Source organism: Desulfosarcina sp. BuS5, from assembly GCF_028752835.1.
Taxonomy (GTDB): domain Bacteria; phylum Desulfobacterota; class Desulfobacteria; order Desulfobacterales; family BuS5; genus BuS5.
On sequence record NZ_CP087952.1, the window covers coordinates 1,300,980 to 1,326,340 of the forward strand.

At 40.5% G+C, this 25,361-nt stretch carries 23 protein-coding genes; 21 read left to right on the forward strand and 2 right to left on the reverse strand.

Features of this window, described 5'->3' with window-relative positions:
- Positions 1–175: 175 nt before the first annotated feature.
- The 3 genes from BuS5_RS06505 to BuS5_RS06515 all read left to right on the forward strand — a co-directional run bounded on the left by BuS5_RS06505 (position 176) and on the right by BuS5_RS06515 (position 2,955).
- Complete coding sequence (locus BuS5_RS06505) at positions 176–373, forward strand: hypothetical protein (protein WP_035264135.1); 198 nt, start codon at positions 176–178, stop codon at positions 371–373.
- 251 nt (positions 374–624) lie between these two features.
- Positions 625–1,137: a hypothetical protein gene (locus BuS5_RS06510; RefSeq protein ID WP_051374531.1), complete on the forward strand. Its 513-nt coding sequence runs from the start codon at positions 625–627 to the stop codon at positions 1,135–1,137.
- Positions 1,138–1,239: 102 nt separating this feature from the next.
- Positions 1,240–2,955, forward strand: a complete 1,716-nt coding sequence (locus BuS5_RS06515; protein ID WP_027352789.1) for a vWA domain-containing protein — start codon at positions 1,240–1,242, stop codon at positions 2,953–2,955.
- Between the two features lie 252 nt (positions 2,956–3,207).
- Here BuS5_RS06515 and BuS5_RS06520 read toward each other — a convergent pair whose 3' ends face one another.
- Complete coding sequence (locus BuS5_RS06520) at positions 3,208–4,605, reverse strand: sigma-54-dependent transcriptional regulator (RefSeq protein WP_027352790.1); 1,398 nt, start codon at positions 4,603–4,605, stop codon at positions 3,208–3,210.
- A 168-nt stretch (positions 4,606–4,773) separates the two neighbouring features.
- Positions 4,774–6,738, reverse strand: coding sequence for a PAS domain-containing hybrid sensor histidine kinase/response regulator (locus BuS5_RS06525; RefSeq protein WP_027352791.1), 1,965 nt, complete (start codon positions 6,736–6,738; stop codon positions 4,774–4,776).
- A gap of 667 nt (positions 6,739–7,405) precedes the next feature.
- On the opposite strand from BuS5_RS06525, the gene BuS5_RS06530 reads away from it, so the two are divergent.
- The 18 genes from BuS5_RS06530 (at position 7,406) to BuS5_RS06615 (ending at position 25,358) form a co-directional block, all read left to right on the forward strand.
- A complete protein-coding gene (locus tag BuS5_RS06530; protein WP_027352792.1) occupies positions 7,406–7,639 on the forward strand; it encodes a hypothetical protein in 234 nt (77 codons plus the stop codon).
- A gap of 30 nt (positions 7,640–7,669) precedes the next feature.
- Positions 7,670–7,924: a hypothetical protein gene (locus BuS5_RS06535; RefSeq protein ID WP_027352793.1), complete on the forward strand. Its 255-nt coding sequence runs from the start codon at positions 7,670–7,672 to the stop codon at positions 7,922–7,924.
- A 19-nt stretch (positions 7,925–7,943) separates the two neighbouring features.
- Entirely contained in the window at positions 7,944–8,177 is a 234-nt protein-coding gene (locus BuS5_RS06540) for a hypothetical protein (protein ID WP_027352794.1), read from the forward strand.
- A 170-nt stretch (positions 8,178–8,347) separates the two neighbouring features.
- The gene (locus BuS5_RS06545) at positions 8,348–8,536 is read left to right on the forward strand and encodes a hypothetical protein (protein ID WP_027352795.1); all 189 of its coding nucleotides are present in this window, start codon (positions 8,348–8,350) and stop codon (positions 8,534–8,536) included.
- 13 nt (positions 8,537–8,549) lie between these two features.
- On the forward strand, positions 8,550–11,042 hold the full coding sequence (locus BuS5_RS06550) for a pyruvate formate lyase family protein (protein WP_027352796.1): 2,493 nt from the start codon (positions 8,550–8,552) through the stop codon (positions 11,040–11,042).
- A gap of 153 nt (positions 11,043–11,195) precedes the next feature.
- On the forward strand, positions 11,196–11,588 hold the full coding sequence (locus BuS5_RS06555) for a hypothetical protein (protein ID WP_035264138.1): 393 nt from the start codon (positions 11,196–11,198) through the stop codon (positions 11,586–11,588).
- 288 nt (positions 11,589–11,876) lie between these two features.
- On the forward strand, positions 11,877–12,263 hold the full coding sequence (locus BuS5_RS06560; protein ID WP_274428112.1) for a hypothetical protein: 387 nt from the start codon (positions 11,877–11,879) through the stop codon (positions 12,261–12,263).
- 307 nt (positions 12,264–12,570) lie between these two features.
- A complete protein-coding gene (locus BuS5_RS06565; protein ID WP_051374532.1) occupies positions 12,571–13,512 on the forward strand; it encodes a glycyl-radical enzyme activating protein in 942 nt (313 codons plus the stop codon).
- Between the two features lie 212 nt (positions 13,513–13,724).
- Positions 13,725–14,576 carry an AAA family ATPase gene (locus BuS5_RS06570; protein WP_157487293.1) on the forward strand — a complete coding sequence of 284 codons (852 nt, stop codon included), beginning with the start codon at positions 13,725–13,727 and terminating at the stop codon, positions 14,574–14,576.
- Complete coding sequence (locus tag BuS5_RS06575; RefSeq protein ID WP_027352799.1) at positions 14,563–16,266, forward strand: vWA domain-containing protein; 1,704 nt, start codon at positions 14,563–14,565, stop codon at positions 16,264–16,266. The genes BuS5_RS06570 and BuS5_RS06575 overlap by 14 nt, the downstream gene beginning before the upstream one ends.
- Positions 16,267–16,650: 384 nt before the next feature.
- Positions 16,651–17,802, forward strand: coding sequence for a radical SAM/SPASM domain-containing protein (locus tag BuS5_RS06580; protein WP_027352800.1), 1,152 nt, complete (start codon positions 16,651–16,653; stop codon positions 17,800–17,802).
- A gap of 103 nt (positions 17,803–17,905) precedes the next feature.
- Positions 17,906–18,745 carry an AAA family ATPase gene (locus BuS5_RS06585; protein WP_027352801.1) on the forward strand — a complete coding sequence of 280 codons (840 nt, stop codon included), beginning with the start codon at positions 17,906–17,908 and terminating at the stop codon, positions 18,743–18,745.
- Positions 18,746–19,168: 423 nt separating this feature from the next.
- Positions 19,169–20,509 carry an MmgE/PrpD family protein gene (locus tag BuS5_RS06590; protein WP_027352802.1) on the forward strand — a complete coding sequence of 447 codons (1,341 nt, stop codon included), beginning with the start codon at positions 19,169–19,171 and terminating at the stop codon, positions 20,507–20,509.
- A gap of 163 nt (positions 20,510–20,672) precedes the next feature.
- A complete protein-coding gene (gene meaB, locus BuS5_RS06595) occupies positions 20,673–21,626 on the forward strand; it encodes a methylmalonyl Co-A mutase-associated GTPase MeaB (protein WP_027352803.1) in 954 nt (317 codons plus the stop codon).
- Between the two features lie 12 nt (positions 21,627–21,638).
- Positions 21,639–22,709 (forward strand): TRAP transporter substrate-binding protein, encoded by a 1,071-nt coding sequence (locus tag BuS5_RS06600; protein ID WP_027352804.1) that lies wholly within the window; start codon positions 21,639–21,641, stop codon positions 22,707–22,709.
- The gene (locus tag BuS5_RS06605; protein WP_027352805.1) at positions 22,696–23,223 is read left to right on the forward strand and encodes a TRAP transporter small permease subunit; all 528 of its coding nucleotides are present in this window, start codon (positions 22,696–22,698) and stop codon (positions 23,221–23,223) included. The genes BuS5_RS06600 and BuS5_RS06605 overlap by 14 nt, the downstream gene beginning before the upstream one ends.
- The gene (locus tag BuS5_RS06610; RefSeq protein WP_027352806.1) at positions 23,224–24,543 is read left to right on the forward strand and encodes a TRAP transporter large permease; all 1,320 of its coding nucleotides are present in this window, start codon (positions 23,224–23,226) and stop codon (positions 24,541–24,543) included.
- Positions 24,544–24,581: 38 nt separating this feature from the next.
- Positions 24,582–25,358: an enoyl-CoA hydratase/isomerase family protein gene (locus tag BuS5_RS06615; protein WP_027352807.1), complete on the forward strand. Its 777-nt coding sequence runs from the start codon at positions 24,582–24,584 to the stop codon at positions 25,356–25,358.
- The last annotated feature ends 3 nt before the right edge of the window (positions 25,359–25,361 follow it).

Consider the following 25,361-nt stretch of genomic DNA (forward strand, 5'->3'; position numbering starts at 1 on the left):
TAAAAAATTAAAAGGAGGTTTTCTTATGAAATGCGATAAATGTGAGTATGAAGGTTTGATTTCCGATTTTAAATATATCTGTCAAAGCTCTTGAAGCGGCCCTGTTGATGTGAGGGAATGCCCTCGCTGTGGCGCTCAGGTGAGCTGCAATCGACATATTGAATTAGAATCGGAAGTGCCTGACCAGTTACGTCAGGCTCGGGAATTTATTAAAAACGGACAATATGATGAAGCAAAGCAACTTATCAATAATGCTTCTGAAAAAAATCGTGTCCTCACATTGCCTGGAATTGAGGAGGAAATAAGAATTTTATATAAAAAATTAAAGGAAATAAAATCTAAAACAAAAAAAGTTGCCGCTTGGGCAGCATAATATAGATTTTTATATAAATTATCCGATCTTAAAATTCGGCTCAAGGCCGGAGGTGGTAGGGGTTCAAAATCTTGAACCCCTACTCCGACGACTGATAACGTAGTGAAATTATTTATATACAGACATATCTTTCTATGAGGTAGAGACGCAAAATTTTGCGTCTCTATCGCGGGCTTTTAACCTGGAGTAAGTTTTGGATGAATCCTTAAAGATTACCTTTCCGGATGAGGTAATAGATCAGGTTCCATATAATGATTGTTGATCAACCTGCCAGCCATTTTATTTTTGGTTACCATTCGCGTATTTATCAAGGATACAAATACGTAGCCTATAAAGGAAAGCCCTTAACCAATCAAGAGTATCTTGATTATTGGGGCAAATGGCTTGTTTTGGGATCAAAAGATATGCATGACAAGCTTGCTGAAAAATTGGATCCTTATTTGGAAGAAGGGTTAATCGCATGTTTTAAATATGACCGGAAGCCGCTTGAACATCTTGGGCTGGAAGAATGCATCATGTATGTTTATTGTGATAAACGGAACAGTGAAAAAGTTTGGGATATATTGAAACAGTACGGAATAAAACTTAAAGCATGGGTTCCTGAAAGGGACACAGTTTCAATGTGGCTCCCCGGTGGCAGGTTATTGGAAGATTGGATTAAATCGGAAAATTTAAGTGAAAAAGAGGCCGAAAAAGTAAGAAAGGATTCACTTCAAAAATTTGGTGCAATTCTTGATCATCCGCACGAGCCTTTTGCCGGATAAACTCTATTGACTTGTTTTTTAAGATTTTTTTGAAAATAATTTTATATTTTAACATTACTTTCCCAGGTTTTTTGTCGAGTTAGCGTTTACAGGAAAAATATTATGAGCACTTCTCAATCGTATGGATACTCTGAATATTGGAGAAAAGATAAGTCTCCCGTAGAATCCCAGGAATTGCTGAAGATTTTATTATCTTTGCGCAAAGTTGGGGGGCATATAGCTACTAATTTAAAAGAGATTGAATGGACAGGAATGTCTGCTCCCAATCCCAGAAAAAAAATTGAAATCGACATTAATCTGGCAAAAGGTGCCTATCCATTGTCTCCTGGAAAGATGGATATTCTTGTGGGCGTCACTGCAAGGGAGGCATTCCATTGTAAAGTTCTTTCAGATGTGGTTATATCAATGCTCAAAAAAAAGCTTAACAAAAAATTTGGTACAATGCCTGCGAAAAGGGAGGAACTCGTAGAATTGTTTGTCAATATTTTCGAAGATATTTATATTAGGGAATTGGCCAATGATACTGTTTGGAGATATTATCTCCCGGATTGCTGGCAATATATTAGACCCCAAAATAAATCTAATATAAAAAATAAGCCGACCCTCAGAAACCTTCTATCTGTTTTTTCCGACCATATTTTCCTCGATAAATTAGCTGTTTATATGAATCCGGAATATTATCCCCTGTTTGAAAGACTGCTTCAGGCAAAAAAAGAAATCATTAAATTTTTGGAGATAAAGTCTATCTCAAAATGTTTTCAGGCCAGGATCGAGTTTTATCTAAATATCTGGTATGATTTAATAGCCGGATCCGATACCTGGGTTGAACCTGTTTATGAAAAATATTCAGCCCCTGATAAGGAAGGAGAAACTGAAGGGGAATCTGAAGAAGGAGATGAAGCTGAAGGAGAAGATCAGCTTGCTGAAAATGAAGAAGTGCAAGAGGATAGCCCGGAGATTGAATCAAATCTTGTTTTAATGCAGAATATTAAGGATTCTTTGGAAAAACGGGAAGGTAAAACTCTTGATGAAAAAATTGAAGAAATTTCCGATAATGAACAAGGTAGAATAATGGAAACCTGCTTTGTAAAATCAACCTTGCGCTGTCTCATTGACCCGGATGTAGACCTGGTGGCAAGATTAAGGCGGATTTTCAAGCAGCAGAGAAACCTCAGAAGCAGGCGTTATCGATATCGACGTTATCTGACATTGGGAAAACTTGATGGAAGACGACTCTACCGATCCGGAATTGATGGTTTGGTATTCAGGCAAAAACAGTATTTTTTGAATGATAATACCAGGAATATAGCCATCCTGGTTGATGGTTCAGCTTCCATGTCGGGAGGGGTGACACGTGGGGGAAAGGATTGGGTAAAAACCGAACGTATTTTTGCATCACTTTGCCAGGCAGTTAAAGGTACTGAAAACAGACTGGTTGTGTATGCCTATTTTGAAAGCGGCGGAATTTGCAAAGTAAATGATTTATCTTACAGCAGCACACTTTACACTGTCCGTCCCACAGGAAGAACCCCAACAGGTCAGGCCATTGTTACTACTGCCATGAAATTGCCGGATGATAAGCGGAAACTTGTTATTCATCTTACCGACGGGGAACCTAACTGTGGTCTTAGCGTAAAAAAAGCCCTTGAATTTTGCAAAAGGCAACATGTCGATTTTGTTACCATTGGTGTTTGCGAAGATGAAGAAATGAAAGCAATATTATCCAGGCAGTATGGTAATGATGCAATCCTTTTGGATTCCCTGGATCAACTGCCAATGCGTTTAGAAGAAGTTCTTAAATCAAAATTATTGGTTTAATTAGGGTGCAATACAAAAAAGTTACACAAATTGTAACCGTTCACAGTTATAGGTTCACAGTTAACGTTGGTTATAGGATATTAAAATCCCAGGGCCGTTGTGCCCTGGGCTGGTATGTATAGCCCTTTCAGGGCTGATAATCGAATAACTTTTTTATATTGCACCCGCTAATACCTAACGCCTAAAAGCTAATCGCTTTAAATCTTCGTTTAGAAAAAAAGCTCGAAATGATAGATGGTTTTCGTCCATGCACTAGTTAAAATCTCTTTTATTCAATTTATACTGTTCCATTTTTCGGAAAAGTGTGCGGGCATTTAATCCCGATCGCTCCGCTACATCTTTTATCCTGCCATGATATCTTTCAAGTGCCAGACAAAGATACCTTTGCTCCAGGAGGCTAATCTGTTCTTTTAAGGGAGGATCCAGACTGATTTTTGTTGTTATTGAAAAGTTGTCTTCCGGTTCATGCTCATCACTAAGATAAAATTTATTGATCGTATTGCCCGGTGTCATAATAATTGTGCGCTCAATTACATTGATAAGTTCTCTGACATTACCGGGCCATGAATAGTTGATGAGTAATTTTATTGATTCCGGGGTGATTTCCATAGGCTTTTGTTCAAGGCGTTTTGTGTAAATATCTACGAAATAGCGTGTCAATAAAGGAATGTCTTCGGTTCTTTCTCTCAAAGGGGGAATATTAATGGGAACTACGTTCAGGCGGTAATAAAGATCCTGCCTGAATTTTTTTTCCCTTACCAGTTGAAGCAGATTCTGGTTGGAAGCGGCGATAACCCGAACATTCACCTTGATGGGGGCATCACCACCGAGCCTTTGAAATGTTTTTTCCTGGATAAGTCTTAAAAGTTTTTTTTGAACTGCCGGCGATGCATTTTCAACCTCATCCAAAAATATGGTTCCACCGTCAGCCTGTTCAAAGCGGCCCCGTTTAGTTCCCACAGCTCCGGTAAAGGCCCCTTGTTCATAACCAAACAGTTCCGCTTCCAGGAGAGTTTCCGTCAGGGTGCCGCAATCAACTGTAATTATTGGGCCGTCCTTTCGTGTACCTACATGATAAATAGCCTTTGCAATCATTTCTTTGCCGGTACCTGTCTCACCTGAAAGCAAAATAGTGGTGTTCAAGGGTGCAACTTTAGTGATAAGTTTAAATATTTCCCGCATTTTTTTGCTTTTACCCACCAGGTTGTACATACGGTCTTGCTGCTCGATTTTATTTTTCAGCTCTCCGACCCGGTCTTTAAGGAGACGGTTTTCTTCTTTTAAAGCAATTCGTTCACAGATTTTATCAATAACAATATGTATTTGATCAAAATTAAGGGGTTTTACAAAAAAATCGGTAATCCCTTCTTTCATTATATCTACAGCTACTTCCACTGAGGCATAACCGGTAATAACCACAATTTCGGTTTCAGGATGGTTTTGTTTTATTAATTTTACTATTTTTTCTCCACCCATACCCGGCATTTTCAGATCAGTAACAACAAGATCGCAATCAACCTGGGACAATAAATCCATACCGAAATTTCCGTCTGAAGCCAGGAAAACTTCATGCCCCCAGCGGGTAAGCCGTAACTTGAACGTTTGAAGGATTGATTTTTCATCATCAATTACCAGTATTTTTAATTTCATTTTTTGCTCCCGCTTCTCCTGGGAGATCCCTTGTTTTGTAAGTTATATAGATTGTCACATAAATAATTTCACTGCGTTATCGGTCGTATGTGTAGGGGTTCAAAATTTTGAACCCCTACACCCCCCGGCCTTGCGTCCAATTTTAAAATCGGGTAATTATCTGATAATCTATATTTCAATTTTTCTTAAAAAACGCAAAATATCCCGGCGGCTGAATGGTTTGTGCAGAATTGGAATATTCGGCGCTTCAATAACACTTTCCATATGTGATTCTGAAAAACCGGTCATAAATGCAAACTGTTTCACCGATTTTTTGTATTTTTCTTTTGCTTGATTGTATAATACCAGTCCGTTCATGTTAGCCATCCTTAAATCGGAAAGCATCAGATCATAAACTTGTGCTTTTAATTTATCCAGGGCGTTCTTGCCATTTGAAGCAGTATCTACCCGGCACCCCAGGTCAGTTAAATATTTTGAAAGGGTAAGACGAATATTTTTTTCATCATCAACAACAAGTACTTTTGACGGAATCCAGGGATGGCCTATTACTTGTTGAACAGGCTTGGGTATAAAATCGGTATAAACCGGAAGATGGATAATAAAAGTGGAGCCGCCTGTTGGAGGTGAATTCACTGTAATAGAACCACCATGCTCCTGGATAATTTCGTAAGCAATGGAAAGACCAAGGCCTGTTCCCTTGCCATGTGGTTTGGTAGTGAAAAAGGGGTCAAAAATCTTTGATAAGTGTTCCTCAGAGATACCGGGACCGTTGTCTGCTATCTCCACAACAATCCAATCCCCATCCATATTACTCCGAATAATAATTTTATTCCCGATCCTGCTGGATCCAATCGCATCTACTGCGTTGCTGAGCAGGTTGAGAATCACTTGTTGCATCTTGGTCAAGTCTGCCTTTACCGGTTTAATTTCTTCGGTAAGCTTTAGAACGGCCTTAATTCTCCTTTCTATCAACTGATGTACCCTGATCCCCATAACAGTTCTGATAACCTCATTTATATTGACAGCCTTTCCGTCAAAAGTGGATTTCCATGAAAACGCAAGCAGGTTTTTCACAATCTTGCCGGCTCTTTTGGCATCGTTTTCTATGATCCGGGCTGCTTCATTGACGTCATTGGTTAAATTTGCGTCTTCCATAAGAAATTCCGCACAGCCAATGATACTGGTTAGAGGATTGTTAAGCTCATGAGCGATCCCTGAAATAAGGAGTTTAATTGAGCTCATTTTTTCCGATCGGATTCGTACTTTAAGTAATTTTTCTTCCAGACCTTTACGTTCAGTAACATCATCAAAAATCAGAACAGTTCCCTTGTAATTATTTGAAATGCCTCTAAGGGGAGCGGCATGAACCTCAAAATACATTTTTATATTTTTATTATGACAAAAAAGCATTTTTACCTGGCCCGGGCTGATTTCCAGGAGCGAATCGTTATTTATCTTTTTCCAGAAGGAATCGGCTTGAAAAATACCAATCTCGGATAATTTTTTATTTTTTATGGAGTTCCCGGCAATTCCCAATGCCGTTATTATATGCTTCATCCGGGGATTGGCAAACAAAAGTCGACCCTGTTCATTAATAAAAATTATACCGACAGGTGCGGAATCAACAAGATTTCTATTGAGCCGGTTGGTTTTTTTAAGCGCCTTGGCAACTTTATGGATTTTGGTTTCAAGGCGGGTTGAATATTCTCTTTGAAGATTTTTCAATTCCTGGATTACTTTTGCTTCAGAAATTAATGCAATAATGTTTTCGTTGGAATCCCGGATTGGGGATATTGAAAACAGAACAGGGATCAACCTGTCAGGTGCGGCGATTGAGTCTTCTGCCACGACAGACCTGCCGGAAAGAGCGTTTTTTATCATTGCGGCAGTAATGTTTTTGGCTTTAGGGGAATAGTTTCTCCAGGGTGACTCGCCCAAAAAAGACCCTTCAACCCGGTTTAACGAGATATCCGCACACTTCAGAGCTGCTGAATTTGAAAATAAAATTTTTCCTTCGGTATCTAAAACCCAGGTCATGGAATCCATTTGATCAAAAGCATGGGCCAGGATTTTTAAAAAAGAATAGGAACAATTTTTTGGATCAAATAAAGGCAGATTTGTTTTTTGCATCATAGACACTCATCTTTTTGGATTTCATATTTCAAAATTATTGTCTATTTTTAGTTCAGGCATTCAATAATTTCGTCCCCGTTCCCATACTAAAAAATAAAGTATGCCTGAAAATCTATAATTAAATTCCGTCCAGATATTGAAGCAGATTATGTTATTAAGATATATCAATTCAGCCAAAGTAGCAAGCAAAAATACTGATTTGAAACGGAACCAGGATAGATTTCAATAGAAATAATTTCACTGCGTTATAGATAACAATTGACGTCATCGTTCATTGCAAAAAGTTACCTGGCTGGGGTGATTGATTTCAAAGAAGGCGCCTTGCCTGTTTTTCAAAAAGCCGGCCGGCATATCGGACATATTGTCCTAAAAAGAATTTTTGGCCGAAATTGAAAAAATTTATTTTTGGAATAAGTTTAAAATAACTTATTGATATCACATTAAATCAATAAAATAATATTTATTTAAAAATCTTGGCATATCTATTGCTTGTAGAAACAGCATGAACATGAATTACTGCTAATCCATATGAACAGAAATTAAAAGGGGGGTGATGAAGTTAATAACTAAATTGAAATTTATGTTCTATTAAACATCAGAAAACTGAAAAATATTATCAAATTGAATAAGCATTAATATTAACATGTTAAAAAAAAGGAGAGCTAGAATGCCAAGACACGGTGATTGCCAGTTTTTTATGCCTGATGGAGCAAACATAGCTGCTGAAGAAGGGACTTGTATGGAAATGGCGGATGAAGATGGATTCCCCGCAATCGTTAATATTTATGAAGATATAAAAGGTTGTCCGAAGTTCAAAGAAATTGAGAGGGTAAAGACTGATTCATCTGAAGAGATGTGGGGTCCTGCAGTTCGGGCCGGCAGAGGTTTTGACGAGAAATAGGAATACTATGGGAGGTTGCGGGTTGTGGTCATGAAATGCTCAAAATGTGGTTGTGAAGGTGGAAGGGGTATCTGGAAATTTATCGGTAATCTCAATGTAACCGGAACTCTGGCATACAGGCAATGTCCCGAGTGCGGGCATCTGGAAGTCTGCGATGAGTTTTTCAGCAACGAGGAGTACAGGGGGCCGCAATCCTGGGGAACAGGGAAATTCCGTGGGAAGGTGTTTAAAGGGAAGAAGAAAAAGCCTGACCGGGAATTAAATCAGGATACAAATATTATATAAATTGAGGAGGAATTTATTAATGAACGTTAAATGTGAGAAATGCGGCCATGAAGGTCCAAAAGAGACTTTTGCATATCTGTATAACATCAGGCTTGATGATGGAATGAGCTGGCATGAGTGCCCAAAATGTCATGCAATGAACTGGATTGCCGAAGCAACAGGTGAAGTTACTGATTTTACCGCGCATTGCAAAAGTTTTCCATTTCATTCCGATAAGGGTATCGGGATTCATTCCGACAAACAGGGTGGCTGATAAAAAGTGCTGGGCCTGATCCTGATAGTTGTATTGTAAAGTGAGTTTGAGCCGAAAGGATCATAATGCAATTCGGTTGATTATTAACCAGTATGGATTGCGCTTATATCTGACAGTATGATCTCGGATTCTAAAATTCTTGTAAAATTAAATGAAGGAGATAAAACATAATGGCTGCAAAAAGTTATGAAGGTGAAAAGTGGTTTTTCCCTTTTGAAGATGATAAAGAACAGGGGGAACTGGTTGAACGTGTTATTGATGCACGTTGCGGATATTGGACATCAAAGCCGATGAAAAAGAGCGATCTTCCCTCAGGTGTAAAGATGGGCGCTCCAACCGATAAAAATTATTACAGATAGTGGAGGTATAAAAATGGCTGACGCAAAAGAAGCAAAATTGCAAGGATTTTTGGATAATAACCAGCATTGGTGGTGGGCCGAGCAAGCACGTTCACCCAGGATTGATTATTTGAGAAAAGCAGTTTGGTCAAAAGGCGCTAAAGCAGGCGCATATCTGCCCGGCACAAAAGTCGGTGCTGACGGCCCAATCCTTTTTGCTGAAATTTTTGATGATGAGGATGCCAGGTCTGATCCCTATATGACAACCTTTTCAAGGGCGCTGGAAAATACTAATAAAAAGTTGCCTGTTTATATTGTTGATAATTCACGAATCGTAGGTTGCTGCGCCGCTGCTCCCCATGAGGTATTCTGGGTACCGAACCTGTCATTCGGTCTTAATGAAGATATATTTAATGACCGTGATGAACTGGTTGACATGGATAAACGTGATGAAGTTGAAAAATGCCTGAAAATCATGAAGCCTTATACCCAGCAGTTTATGGCTGAGAAGGTTATGAGCAAGCGTCACAAAATCATGTGCCGTACATCCCAGACCTATACCGGTGGACCTCACCTGGAAGGCCTTTTTTACTGCACATCCCAGTTTACTTATTACAGTAAGGGTTTTAATGCCATTATCGAAGAGATTGACGCGGGCCTTAAAGAAGCAAGTAACGTTCTTTACAAGATGGGCGCGGTGCCGAATTTTCCGGATGAAGAACATTACCTGCAGAGAGTTCCTGTTTGGGAGGCAATGAAGCGGACTCTTCAATCTGAAATTCTTTATGCTAAACGTCTGGCAAGACTGGCGCGGATTATTTCCGAAAATTTTGAAACCGATTCTGAAAGAAAGCAAGAGCTTTTGGATATTTCCGAAAGATGTGAATGGGTACCGGCAAATCGGCCCAGAAATTTCCCTGAAGCGCTTCAGTTTGAGCATTTCCAGACTATGGCCAGGAAAAGAGAAAAACCGGATGGCGCCTGGCCGGCACATCCTGACTGGTGGTTCGGCGACTGGTTTGACGCGGATATGAAAAGCGGTTATATAACAAGAGAGGATGCCGTAGATTATGTTGGAGAATACCTGATCAGATCTTATGAATACGGAAGCTGCCGGAACAGGCAATGGCGTGAGCTGATGACAGGTGACCCCGGCCCGTATGTATGGACCTTTGGCGGAATGCGTCCTGATGGAACCATGGACTACAGGGATTTGATTAATGTATTTATGGAAGCAGCCAGGTATGTAAGATGCGTATCCCCGACCTTTGCACTCCGTTATAATAAAGAGATGCCGGAAGATATTTTGAAAAACTGTTTCGATTGTATTCGCCACGGGCTTGGTTATCCAAATATCCGTAATGATCAGGTTCTCATCAAGGCCAATATGTTCTGGAGCAACACTCCCGAAGAAGAGGCCCGGACCTGGGTTGCCCAGGCTTGTATTGTACCTGCCCCGGAAACCAAGCACGGCTGCATGCCGATGCGTTATTCTTCCTGCACTACACTGGGTTCAAAATGTATGGAGCTCGCCTTGTGGAACGGCTTTAATCCTGTATTTAATATGCAGATCGGCCCCAAGACAGGCGATCCCTGCGAGATGACTTTTGATCAGCTTATGGATGCGTTTATTGAGCAGTTCAAGGTTATTCATTGGGATGCGGTCAAGATTAGAAATATTGTCCATCATATTGAAGAAATCCATGGGCGGCCGCATTTGAGCGCTACCTATGAAATGTGTGTGGAAGACGGTATTAATGCCTTTACACGGAAAGAATACGGTAATGCCTGGGTTACAACCTTTATCTGGATGGACGGGTGTGATGCTCTGGTGGCCTGCAAGAAACTGATCTATGATGAAAAGAAATATACAATGGCTCAGCTTCTTGAGTTCTTGAAGGCCAATTGGGAAGGTTATGAAAAAGAACGGATGGATTTTGTCAAGGCTCCTAAGTGGGGTAATGATGATCCATATGCGGATGATATTATTGTCAAGATTCATGAAAGAGTTCGTGATGAAGTCTGCATGCCCTGCAAGTGCTGGGGTACTCATGCTCAAGGCGTTCCGTGCGTTCCGCAAAATGTTGCTGCTTACACAGTTTGCTCGAATCTCCTTGGCGCTCTGCCCAATGGCCGGCGATTAGGCGATACTTGCTATGACGGCGGCTGTTCGCCCGGAGCGGGGAATGACAAAAAAGGTCCTACTGCGGTATTGAATTCAGTTGGAAAACTGGAGCATGAAAATATGTTCAGGGCCAATCTGCTTAACCAGAGACTTTCACCAACCCAGCTTGCTGGTGACAAGGGTTTTGATATTTGGAATTCCTATATCCAAAGCTGGTGTGATCTTGGCATTAACCATGTTCAGTTTAATATTGTGGATAATGAAACACTTCTTGCAGCCCAGGAAAAACCGGAGGATTTTGAAGAGATGATCGTCCGGGTTGCGGGTTACAGCGCCCAGTTTGTAGGGCTTAATAAGAAAACACAGGATACAATCATTGCACGAACAATTCAGGAGCTTTAATTAGCCCGGATCAGCAATCATCCTATCAATTATCCTATCAATCAATTATCAGGGTGATTGCTGATTTTAATATTTTTATTCCTGCTTTTTTCCGGATAACTTGAAGGAGGAGAGCAGGAATTTTTATATGTAATCTATGGAGGGGAACTGGAAATGGCTGTTATTCCGGATAATGTACTTGATATCCTGGCTGAGCCAGAGTCGGTTAAAATGTTGGGGACTGTAAATGATCTGGGAGAGCCGAATGTGGTAATTATATCAACCCTATCTGTTTTAACTCCTGAAAAAATAGCATTTGCGGATGTCTGTCTTGGAAAAACAAAAGCAAATCTTAAACAAAATGGAAAACTTACCATAGGGGTTATTGGATATGAAAAAAAGGCGTATCAGATTAAATGTAAATTTGTTCATTTTGATAACAAAACCTCAATATTTGAGTCCTGGTATGACGCGGTTTATGAAAGAATGATGATGCATCAGCTTAGATCCGTGGCTATCGCCAACGTAATCGAGGTGTCTGAAGCCGGCCTGGATCTGCCCGGATAAAATAAAAAATAAAGATTCATTAGCTAATATCAACGCCTGAAAGCTAATCGCTTTAAATTTTTGTTAGAAAAAAAGCTGGAAATAGAGATTGTATTAATATGGCATCTATTTTTCGTTCAGGCGCTGCCGATTAATTTCACAAGGTTAGGAAAAAAACTGGAGAGGCATAATAGGCGGCCGAAGTTTTTCAGCGATAACCCCTTGAAATTATTTAGATAAAAATTTAGGTGGACCAAATAATTGTTGGGAGGGTAAATAATTGTGTATCTGAAAATTCCTGAAGAAATTATGGAAATACTGGAAAAACCTGAAACATATAAAATGGTTGGGTCTCTTGATGGTTCGGATAGCGTACCGGAAAGTATAAATTTGGATTCGGTTAATACTGTTAAAATAGTTGATAAAGATACTATAGCTTTTCCATTTTCTAATGAAAAACGTAAGTTTATCTTGGATAATTTTAAAAAATTTTCACGTTTGTCTTTAGCGGTTTTTGAACCTGCTATGGTCGGTTTTCAATTAAAAGGAAGGCTTGCAAGTGTTGCGCGTAACGGTGATTTGCTAGATTCTTTTAAAGAGCTTTGTGATGAGCCAAAGCCTTTTGCCGTTATCCTGATGAAGGTGACCGAAATTTATGCTCTTACCATGGGTATTGCAGGCGAAAAAATTCTTTAGCTCAGTTGGTGTGGTGATTCTGAAGGTATAGATTTCCATATAAATAATTTTACTGTCTACTACCATTACACCTTCCCCGGATTTTTTTCTCTATCCCCGTGAAATTAATTATCTGAAAATGCTATAGCATCTCTCCGACCGTTTGATTCAAGCAGCGGATTGTCAGGAAATATATTGCAATGGTCTGTTAAATTGTATATAAATAGCTTAGCTGGATTACTTTCAGGAGAATCTATGTGAAATTTTTTTCAGGGGCTGTTTGTAAACACCAACAAGAGAGTACTGAAAAATATTAGGAGAAAATTTGATGACTGAAAAATGTTTAATTACAAATATGCAACGCTTTTCGACAAATGATGGGCCCGGTATTAGAACCCTTGTAATCGGTGTTGGCTGCAATCTTAAATGCAAATGGTGTCATAATCCGGAAACAATCCCGATGCATAATACTATTTTCTGGAAGTCAGCATTATGTGTTCAGTGCGGCCTTTGTCTTGAATCATGCCCGGAAGAGGCTATCAGGCCCCCCATTCCTGTCGAGGAAGCTATAGCAGAAGGAAGCACTTACCATAAAATTGATCGGAGTAAATGCACTGACTGTATGAAGTGTGTTGAAGCGTGTGATTTTGATGCTCTTGTGCCGGTTGCAAAAATGCTGACGGTTGATGATGTTTTGGATGAGGTAATGCGGGATGAACTTTTTTACAAGAATTCAGGTGGTGGTATGACCCTTGGTGGCGGGGAACCTACCGTGCATCCCAAATTTATGCTGGAGCTCCTCCAAAAGGCCAGGGAAAAGGGCATTCATATCTGTCTCGATACAAATGGCACAGCTCCATGGAAGGTTTATGAACAAACCCTTCCTTTTGTTGATTTTTATTTGGTTGATATGAAAAACATGGATACCGAACTGCACAAGTTGGGAACAGGTGCTGGAAATGAAAAAATTCTTGAAAACATAAAGAAACTTTCAGAAGCTGGTGCAAAGATTATTATTCGGGTTCCGGTAATGTATGATTATAATGATACTGCTGAAAATTTTGAACAGATGGGTGAATTTTTAAAAGGACTCCCCAATCCTGTCCACAGGTTAGACCTTTTGCCGTTTCACAACTGGTGCCAGAATAAATACAATTGGATGGGTATTTACTGGCCGCTTATAGAAGAAGAAAATATGGACCCTATTGAATGTGAAGATTTTAAAGAGATACTTGAAACATATGGGATTAATTGTACAATCGGCGGTTAAGTAATTAAAACAACAGCAGTATCTATAACCGTAGCTTGTCGGATAATTACTTGATTTTAAAATTTGGCAAAAGGGAAGAGGGCGTATTATAATACTTCTATAACAGATAACGCAGTGAAATTATTTATGTGACGATCTGTATTTATTTCATTTACTGTTGCAGGTTGTTTTTTTGTTTTATTTTTTAAAAATTGGAGTGAAATATTATAAATATGGATAAAAAAGATTCATTACAAGATGTTCTTATTCCTGAAAATGATCCACACTATTTTTTATCAAGGGAGATAGCATCCACTCTGGATAGATTTAACAATATGTCCGCCAGTACTCCTGTTAATTTGCTTGTAGTAGGTAAACAGGGCTGTGGTAAATCTTCTTTGGTGAGTCAATTTGCTGCAAGGCATCAAAGGCCGCTGGCAACTTTTCAGGTTGGTATTCTTTCAGAACCGGGACAGTTATTTGGAGAATTAAGGTTAAAAGACGGTGAAACCTACTACCAGCAATTTTTATTTCCCCAGGCTATTTCGACTCCAAACTGTGTGATTCACCTGGAAGAAATAAACAGACCTGAACATCCCAAGGCGCTTAATATGCTTTTTTCAATTTTAAGTGATGATCGGCAGGCTTGGCTGGATGATTTGGGTAATGTAAAGGTTGCAGATGGAGTTGTATTTTTTGCAACCTTGAATGAAGGCGAGGAATTTTCCGGTACTGAGATGCTTGATGCGGCCTTAAGAGACAGGTTTTATGTTATTTCAATGGATTATTTACCCCTTGATGTTGAAAAAGAGGTTTTAATCCGTAAAACAGGACTAAATGAGGTAGAAGCCCAAAGGGTTGTGTCAATCTTGAATGATTTAAGATATAATACTAAAATGCCCATGGCGGTTTCAACCAGGCATAGCCTGATGATCGGCAATTTGGTAAAAGCCGGCGCCAGTATTAGGGAAGCTTTAATTTTTAGCCTCCAAATGAGCAAAGAAGCTCTTGAAGCTATTCTGCTAACGGTTCAGATGGAGTTAGGAGAGAAAGAGGTACCTAAAGATGCCTATGAATTATATTGATCGACTGGACATCTATTGCATGAATCAACCAAGCAATATTTGGTCTAAGCCAAGTTGGTATTTTAAAGGGGATTCCGATTATTGGCGGATACTCAAGTCGGGTTATGAAGCAGCCGAGCTCGCTGCTGTTTTAAGGGCCTTAACCCTGTTTGTCGGTCATATCGGGATAAATGTGGGACGTGTTGTTTGGGCTGGACAAATAGCCTCAGGCCTGGATGAAGGATCCATTGTATTGCCGGCTGCATTTGTATTAGATGTATATCCGGTCCCCCCCGGCAAAATGGATGTTCTGATAGGTGTTACAGCTCATGAAGCGCGTCGCCAAACCGAATGGAGCCATAATGCCTGGCTGGAACTGCTGAAAATTAATGAGGAACTTGCCAGGCCTTCAAAATATTTAATCAAGGATATATACTGGAAGTTTTTTTCAGCCTGTGAAAATATATATCTGGAACAAAAAGCTTCAAGCAGTATACTGGGTGAGTATACCAGGAAGGCTCGGAAAGTTATTATTTCCGGACTAATGCGGGATCCGAGGCGTAATCCAACAGCCTGGCACCTTTTTGACTTATGGGAACAGTTGGCAGTTGACGGCCGCTATTATGAGCCTTTAAATCCTCTTTATGAAAAACCATTAGATGTTTTACGTAAAAGGACACCTGAAATCTGTTCAGTTGCAACTAATGGAAGTCCTTCTGTTATTGCCAGAAGTAAAAAAAGAGCTGCTCTTTATTCCAGCATAATCAAGGATATTTTACCACTTATAAAAGAATGGCAGAAAGATCCGGTTTCATACTTTGAAAAAGGTTTATACGAGGAAAAAGAGCTTAAAAAGAAAAAAAGAAAAAAAGAAAAAAAGAGAAAAACGGCTATCAGCCGTGAAGTATTTAATCAGATTGAGGTTGAGCTGGCCAGTGGAGGACGGGATCTGACTCCTTTGATAAGGAAAATATGTAATAATGATGAGAAGGTAATCAGAACAACTTTGTCAAATTTTACTATTCCGGCAAATGCCGCTATAGATCGACTTTTGGTGAAACGTTTGAAAAATGTTTTTTATTATTATGCCCAAAGAGTGAAAACAACAAGCCGGGGCCTTGAAAGCGGCAAGATTGACCGAAGACGTTTGTACCGCGCCCCTATTTCCGGAAGATGCTTCAAAGTTGATCAGATGATGGTGGAATTTGCCTGGAATTTTACTGTAGTGGTCGATGCATCCTTATCAATGGGTGGTTATAAATGGAATGTCGTTGAAAATTCAATGAGCGCACTCCATAAGGCTTTGGCCGGGTATCAAAATACTTTACGAATATTTGGATACTTTGAATGGGATGGTGTTTCAATTTTATCTGAACTATTACGAAACAATGTGCTTTATTCAATAGCGCCGACAGGACGGACTCCTTCCGGTCAGGCTATAATTGGCGCGGGCTTGCTTATGCCGAGAAATACATTTTCAAGGAAATTTATTCTTCATATTACTGATGGAGAGTCAAATGCAGGTGTGGATGTTCAGTATGCCCTTGATTATTGTAAGCAAGATAATATTGATATAATAACACTTGGTTGTGGTAAAAAAAGTAAAGAGGCCATGCTTGAACAGTATGGAAAATCCTTGCAGTTTATTGAAACAATTGATCAATTACCTGCCGCACTTGAGCGCCTTTTTCAGCGGCTGCTTAAGTTTTAGGGGTATCCTATTCAAATTTCGGGGTAAACGCCGTTTAATCTCAAAAAGCAAATTTTGAGCATTAATAAAAATAGTAAGTTATAATAATATTTATTGATATCATAAAATTCTACCCCGGAATTTGAATAGGATACATTTAGGGCATGTTTTTATGTTTTTAGATAGTGCCTGAACGAAAAGTTAATAGATTAAGGGTGTTTTCCAAATCAAAGTTTTTGAGCCAATAGCTAACGGCTAAATGCTGACAGCTTTTTGAAAATTTTTGTTTCTTGAATAATGTTTAAATATTCGAAATAGTATCTGTTTTTAATTTTCGTTCAAGCACTAATTAATTATGATTATTTCGTATACCAGCTTTACCGGCTTAAAAAAGGAAGGCAGCATATGAAATTTAAAAGATCGGGCAAGATTTCGAATGAAGAATTTTTGACAATTACTAAATTAAAGTATCAGCGCGCCATAAAAAATGCAACCCCCCTGTTTGCCTGGTTCAGTCTTACTGAGGATTGTAATCTGCACTGTCGTTATTGTTTCGCCGATGCTCATTTTTGTATAAAAAGAACACAACCTAAAGATGAGTTAGAAACCGATCAGGTCTTTACTATTCTGGATAATGTTGCCAGAGCAGGAACTGTAGCTATTCAATTCGCTGGTGGTGAACCTTCGTTGCGGCGCGATTTGGTTGAAATTGTTGAGCATGCGGTAAATAACAATATTTTTGTGGCCCTTAATACCAATGGCACTCTTATCAAGGCTGATACTGTTCGCAGGCTGGCGAAGGCTGGTTTGTCCCAGGTAAAAGTGAGTGTCGACGGGTTTAAAAAAAATCATGACTGGAATAGAGGAAAAGGAAATTTTGATAAAGCAATCAATGCCTTAAAACTGTTCAGGGATAATGGAATACCTAGTGTTTATTTGATAATGACACTCTCAAATGTCAATTATGATGACCTTGAACCGTTAATTGAATTAACAGCCGAGCTTGGTATCAGATTTATAATGGTTGAGTTTTTGCCGGTTGGTCATTCTGAAGGTTTAATTAAATGGGGGTTGAACAAAGAGCAGCGCCGCAAGGCACAAAGACTTTTGTTAAAATATCAGAAAGAAAGAGGAATGGACGATATCCAGTTTGAAAATCGTTACATAGTTAGTGAACAGGAAAATACAAAGATACTTCTTGCTGATCCTCACTCGGATTGCGATTTTTATAATTTTGGGGTTGGCTGTATTACTGGTATCTATAGTTATATGATCACAGCTCAAGGACGGGTCGCTACCGGCTGTCTTATACAGGAAGAGGTCGGCAATTCGAATCTGCTGGAAAGAAATTTAAGGGATATCTGGAATGAGGGGGATTTATTTAAAAAACTTCGAAATCGGGAAAAATTAAAAGGAAAATGCGGTCAATGTGTTTATCGGTATGTTTGTGGAGGATGTCGACGTTCAGCATTTATTCAGACCGGCGATTTTATGGGCCCTGATCCAAATTGCTGGGTTGAAGAGTCTACCTTGTCATCTTGCTGTTCCGGGAATTAATTGTGTCTTTGAATCTTTTTAATTATTAAGGCCTGTTTCAAAAATAAAATGTTAAAATATGAAGTTGTTTTTGGCAGGCTCCTAAACTTGTGAGGTAATATTGATGATACCTGAATTACATATCCCTGAGTTGGATAATTTTTTCTACCTGCCTGAGGAAATTATTAATGTTTTGGATAGTCTTGAGAAACTGACGAAAAAACATTCGGTAAATATTCTGGTTGTTGGCCGCCAGGGTTGCGGAAAATCATCATTGATAAGTCAGTTTGCAGCTTATTATAAACGCCCTATTGCTGTTTTCCAAATTGGCCAGCTTTCAGAGCCTGGCCAGCTTTTTGGTGAACATGCTTTAAAAGGCGGGGATACCTATTATCAGGAATTCCTATTTCCAAGAGCTATCTCTACTCCAAATTGTGTTGTACACCTTGAAGAGATTAATCGACCGGAACATCCTAAAGCACTTAATGAACTTTTTTCAGTCCTTTCCGAAGATCGGTCAATCTGGTCGGATCAGCTTGGTCTTATAAAAGTAGCTAAGGGTGTAGTTTTTTTTGCCAGTATGAATGAAGGAGAAGAGTTTACCGGTACTGATTCTTTAGATGTCGCGCTAAGAGATAGATTTTATATCTTGCCGGTTGATTATCCTTCAGTTGATATTGAAAAAAAAATACTTACCAACAAGACCGGGATCGATGAGACTCAAGCCGAGATGATTTTAAAAATAATCGGAAATTTACGAAGTGATCCAAATATTGATGAAACTATTTCTGTCCGGCACAGTTTAATGATTGCAGAACTTATGGTTGCAGGCGGCTCCTTAAGGGAATCCTTGATATATAGTCTTTCTGTATCAAGGGATTTAATTGAGAGCCTGCTCCTTGCGGTTCATGTGGAAACCAAGGAAACAATAATTAAATCATCGGAATATAAGTTGTTTCTTTAGGGTTCGAGCAAAAATAAGTTCGCAATTTTGAGTGTTGAGGCGCTTGGCTGGCAAGGCGCGCAAACGTAGGAATATCAAGATATTTCTACGTTTGCGTAACGCAGCCAGATAGGATGCATCGACGCTTAAAATGTAAAGTTATTTTTGTGGGAGCCCTTAGTAAGTTTCAGTAATTCAGGATGGAATGTATTACCCCCTCCATCCTGTCCGGTTTTTATTTATCTGTCTGCATTTTATTTATCTGGCCGATGATGGATCGGATAAAAATGTCATTAACTTTGTCCTTCTCGCGTCTTTCCCTGCGAGTCCCCTTATATTTTTGAAAAGGGATACTTGAAAGTGAAATTATTTAGGTGGAAATCTATAGGTTGACATAAATGTTTAAAATTGTGTTGTTTTGATATTTTAGGAGGAGAATTGATAATGGTAGAAAAAAGCATTGATTTAACCCGTGAAATTGCGCACTTTATAGTCAATACTGATGCTGCAGATATTCCTCAACCGGATATAGAGCATGCCAAAGTTACTTTAATGGACTGGATAGCGGTCACCCTGGTAGGCAAAGAGGACCCCCTGGTTGCCAAACTGGTTAATTATGCCGATTTGCTGGGAGGCAAGGAACAGGCAACCGTGATCGGTTATGGTCTTAAGAAAAATATCATTGAAACCGCCTTGATCAATGGCGCGGCATCCCATGCCCTTGATTTTGACGATACCCTTGAAATTATTATTGGACATCCAACTGTTACACTCTATCCGGCGCTGGTTGCACTTGCCGAATGGAAAGGCTTTTCTGGCAAGGAATTGCTGGCAGCATATCTGATAGGCCTTAAAACAGCCGCTTTAATTGGCCATTGCGGTGGGATGGATCATTATATGCATGGTTGGCACGGTACATCAACCATAGGCCATTTTGCTTCAGCAGCAGGATGCTCGAAACTTCTGGGACTTGATGAACAGCAAACAGTTTATGCCCTGGGCATAGCCGGCACACAGGCTTCAGGACTAAAGAGCGCTTTTGGAACCATGTGCAAGCCTTTTCATGCCGGGAAAGCATCCCAGGCAGGCTTGATGTCGGCCTTGCTGGCAGCGGATGGCTTTACCAGCACCGATAATATTCTTGAGGTTGATTTTGGTTTTCTTAAAGTTCTTAATGGAAAATTGAATAAAAATGCAGCCGAAGTTCTGAACGCTCCTTGGGAAGCGGCTGATTTGGCTCAGAAATATCACGCCTCCTGCCATGCCACCCATTCCCCCATTGAAGGGACCTTGGCCATTCTTGAAAAAGAAGGGCTGGGTATTGATGATATTAAATCTATTAAACTACATGTTTCCGAGCTTGCCCTGGGCGCTGCAGGAAAAACAGACCCGCAAACAGGGCTTGCAGGTAAGTTCAGCATACCGTACTGTGTTGCCAATGCGCTTCTCAGGGGCGATACCGGCACCAAGGCTTTTACCGATGAAAAGGTAAATGACCCACAGGTCAAAGAGTTTATGAAAAAAATATCTCTTGCCCGGAATGATGATTTTGTGCTTGTTGAGGCTATAATAGATTTGGAAACAACCACCGGTAAAATGTATACCCGGGAACTTGATGTTATGAAAGATATTCCGGGACTGGAAACGAAAAGAGAAAAAATTACGGCCAAGTTCCTTGATCTTTCTGATGCATATCTTGGCAATGAAAAGGCAGAGAAAATGGTCGCAGCGATTAACAACCTGGACCAAATTGATAATGTGCAGCAACTGACGGAAGAATTATAGATTTTTTAATTTTCAATGGCCCTGAACATCAATAGCTGTGTTGCGCAGGCTTGCAATAGCCCGCTATTACGAGCTTTCCCGCCTTGCTCTTGATGCTCATTGCTCACCGAAAAAATGCAATTTATAACCTTCCGAGGTATAAAACCGGAGGTTTTTTTTATAAATGTTTAATGACTGGCAGAATTTAATAGATGAAATGAAAGCAGGATCCGAGCGTGCCCTGGCCAGGCTTATTTCCAGGGTTGAGAATCGTGCGCCGGGCTGGCTTGAAGCCATGAAAATATTGCACAACATGTCCGGAAAAGCACAGGTTGTGGGAATTACAGGTGCGCCGGGAGCAGGGAAGAGCACACTTACTGATAAATTAACACGTGAACTTGTAACACGGGGGTATACAATCGGCGTAATTGCTGTGGATCCCTCCAGCCCTTTTTCCGGCGGCGCCTTGCTTGGTGACCGCCTGCGCATGACCAAAGTATGCAGCATCGAAGGCGTCTTTGTTCGTTCTATGGCCACCCGCGGGGCCTTGGGCGGTCTGAGCCTGGCAGCGCGGGATGTTGTAAAAATTATGGATGCGGCAGGCAAGGATATTATCCTGATAGAAACGGTCGGGGTCGGCCAGGATGAGATTGATGTTGTCAAAACCGCTGATAATGTAATGGTTATCTGTGTGCCGGGAATGGGAGACGGGATTCAGGCCATAAAAGCGGGGATCATGGAGATAGCCAGTATATTTGTTGTTAATAAGGCTGATAGGGAAGGGGCCAATAGAACGGCTGCGGAGATCCAAATGATGCTTACTATGACTTCGAATCCATCAGATAAAAAGATTCCTATCCTGAAAACTATCGCATCCACCGGTGAAGGCGTTACGGAGCTGATCGATGTACTTTTGGAGGATCTTGAATCCGAAGGCGGGAAAAAAAACTGGCAGGAAGAGCGCGCCAGGGAAGAAATTTTTACCTTGCTGGAAAAAGAGGTGGCCCGTTATGTGCGTGGAAGATGGGATGAAAAAGGTGAAATGGATAATACTGTAAAGCAGGTTATTGCCAGGGAACGTGATCCTTATTCCGTTGTTGAAGAGATGCTTGAATCTTTGATTGCTGATAATAAATAAGAACAGTTTTAAATGAAAAAACGATTTGAATTATTTCTGATAATTTTTCTTGTTGTCTTTATGCTGGTCCCTGCTGCTGTTCATGCGAAGAGCAGCGGAAACAAAGAACTGAGATTAATTCTTGCTTCATATATTCCGGTAGGGTATCCTTATTTTTACGATGTTCAAAAGCTATTTATTGATATGGTCAATGAGCGCGGTCGTGGAATTGTGCACCTGGATGCGTATTTCAGCGGCACACTTTTAAAGGGTAAGGAGTTGCTGCCCGGGCTGATAGCCGGAACTGCGGATATAATTATCCAGACTAATGGTTATTTATTAGGCACCTTTCCTATTATAGGTTTCCAGATATTACCTGTTTGGAATGGCTGTATTCAATACAACTGTTCCCAGAAAATTGGATCAGATTTGTACAATTTTTTAAATGAGGAATTAAAGAAAAAAAATTTTTTTCAGCTTGCAGCATCAGGAGCTGTTTTTGATTGTATCTGGACCAAAAAAAAATTGGTGCGAAAACCATCAGACTTAAAGGGATTAAAAATCAGGGTACCTGGCAAGATACAGGCCATGCTGTTTCAGGCCATGGGGGCTTCGCCGGTTACAATGGCTTCGGCAGAAATCCCCCAGGCCCTGCAAAGGGGAGTTATTGACGGCGCAGCAATCTGTCCATGGACGGCCAAGGGTCGCGGGATTGAAGAATTTTGTAAATATATGACTGTTTATCCTGTTTCTTATCAGTCTACTCCTATCTATATGTTGAGGGATAAATGGGAAAGCTGGCCTGCTGAAGTTAAAAATCTGATTTTAGAGGTTGCTGTGGATTGGGGAAAAAGGGTTAAATACTTTGGGTATAATAATAATGCCCTTATGAATGATGGTCAATTGACAAAAGAAATCATCCCATTTTTTAAGAAAAAAGGTATGCAGGCTGTTTTTTTAACGGATGAGGAAAAAAATGCCTTTGTGCAGGCCGCTGAACCGGTTATTAAAGGTTGGGTTAATGACGTGGGAGAGGAGCGGGGGAGAAGGGTCTTAATGTTTATTAAAGAGTCCTTTCACAATAAGTCAAATGGAACAGAATAATAATTTTTTAAAAAAACTGTTTTATGGAACTGTCGCCCTGGGTTCGGTATCTATCAGGTGGGTGCTCTTTTTCATGGCGTTTATAATGTTTTATGATGTTGTTATGAGATACGTTTTTAATTCACCTACCGTATGGGCCCAGGAAACATGTGAATATATGATGGTATTTTTGACTTTTATCGGCTTGGCTGAAACCCAGAAACAGAAAGCGCATATCAGGATGGATTATCTCTATGCCAGGTTTCCTGAAAGCCTTCGAAGGTGTCTGGATCTTTTTTCCCATTTTCTGGTGGCACTGTTTGCATTGTTGATCTTTTCCACTTCATTCAGGATGTCGCTTTTAGCTTTGCAATACGGTTCCAAATCTAACTCTCTTATGGAAACACCCCTTTTTTTAATGTATGCAATAATTCCTGTGGGAATGATTTTGCTGTTAATGCAGTGTGTTATAGATATAGCAAAATCAATAAAAAGCCTATTAGGGGTCGATTCCGGAAAGACTTGTAAATTTTAAATGAGCGTAACCCTTATAGTTATCCTGTCGATCCTGATCGCTCTCCTTCTTCTCTTTCTGGGGAGTCCTGTTTTCGTCAGCCTCGGTCTGGCCGGAGCGTTAGGTATATTTTTTAATGATATTTTTCTTGGCGGCGTCGGACTTTCCGTACTTCAAACAAATGTTTTCGGTTCTGTTTCAAAAACCACTCTTGTGGCGGCGCCTTTATTCATCCTGATGGGTGAAATAATATTTCGCAGCGGCATCGGGGCAGATCTTTATACTGCTATAAGCCGTTTGCTGCATCGTCTGCCCGGAGGACTGGCCATAGCAACGGTTGCCGCCTCTACTATATTCGGAGCCATGTGCGGCGTTAGTATTGCGGCAGTGGCGACCATCGGAGTAATCGCCCTGCCGGAGATGCTGAAACGGGATTATGACCCAAAACTTGCCGCCGGCTCTGTATGCGCTCCCGGAGCGCTTGCCATGCTTGTGCCGCCGAGCCTGTTATTTATACTTTACGGCGAGGTTTCCGGAGTTTCGGTTGCCAAGCTTTTTACGGCAGGTTTTTTCCCTGGTCTTTTGCTTGCTCTCTTAATGTGCGCTTATATCCTGGTACACGAGACCAGACCGCAGCACAAAAAAAAATCCAACGAAGATGTCGAGCATCTTACCATAAATGAAATCGTCCGGATCATATTGGGATTGTGGTCTCCCCTGCTCCTTATCGGCGCGGTGCTCCTTTCTATCTATGTTGGCATTGCAACGCCTACAGAGTCTGCGGCCATAGGCGTTTTCGGGGCATATCTGATCGCATTTTTTAAATACAGGAATATGGACTGGCAGACTTTTACCGGAACATTGCAACAGGCCGCCAAGGTGACTTCAACAATTCTTATTATTCTTGTTGGAGCATCGATTTTTACCCAGTTTTTAAACTTGCTGAGGGTTCCGGATGCTTGTGCCGGCTTTGTAATTTCTTTGGACATCTCTCCCTGGGTCACCATGCTCATGATACAAGTTATGCTGCTTTTTTTGGGCATGTTTATTGACGGAGCATCCATGGTTCTGATAACAACGCCTATCCTGCTGCCCACCATGCTGGCCCTGCACTGGGATCCGATCTGGTTCGGGGTTTTGATGATAACCAATATCAATATAGCTGTTATAACTCCTCCTGTCGGTTTAAATTTGTATACCCTGGCCAGCATCACTAAGGAAGTTAGTATGGAGACGATTTTAAAAGGGACTTTACCATACGTGATCGTCGAGTTTGTCGGTCTGCTGCTACTGATATTTTTTCCGCAAATCAGTTTATGGTTGCCGAGTCTGATGCGATAGCTGTTATTTGTTCTCATTCATAAAAGGAAAATTCAAAAATGGAAAAGGGAATCATAAGAGATGACAAGGGATATGTAAGTACGATTATATTCAATCGTCCCGAAAAAAGGAATGCTTTAGATGCTGATGCCCTTTTTCTTTTTGGTGATACCATTAAAGCGATTGAAAAAGAGAAGCAGTCAAGAGTTATTATTTTAAGAGGAACGGGGAAAAAAGTTTTTACATCCGGGGTTGATCTGGCAGGCGGTAAAAAAGAGTTCAAGCGGACGATTGAAGCCCTTGACTATTCTCTCAACAGTATGATGGAGTATCCTTTGCCGATAATTGCCATGATTTGCGGCCCTGCTATTGGAGCCGGTCTGGATTTTGCGGTGATTTCGGATTTTCGTATATCTGCCGATAACGCACGTTTCGGCGCTCCCCTGGTCAGGTTGGGCCGGACTTACTATTACACGGCCATAGAGCGTTTAACCCGGCTTGTCGGTCTGGCCGGTTCCAAAGAGATGCTGCTTACCGGAAAACTTATCGATGCGGCCAGAGCCGTAGAGTTAGGTCTTGTAAACAGGGTGGTAAGCCTGGATGAGATTGAATCCGTTATATTCGATCTGGCCGTCGAACTTTCTGAAAAGACTGCCCCTATGGCAGTTAAAGTTACTAAATACACAATCAGGAAACTGTTTGAAACGACCTCTATAAATTCTGAATTGGGTAATGATCTTCACAAATTAGTGGAAGAGATTAACAAGAGTGAGGATGCCGGGGAAGGAATTAATGCCATGCTTGAGAAAAGGAAACCAGTTTTTAAAGGGAGGTAATAA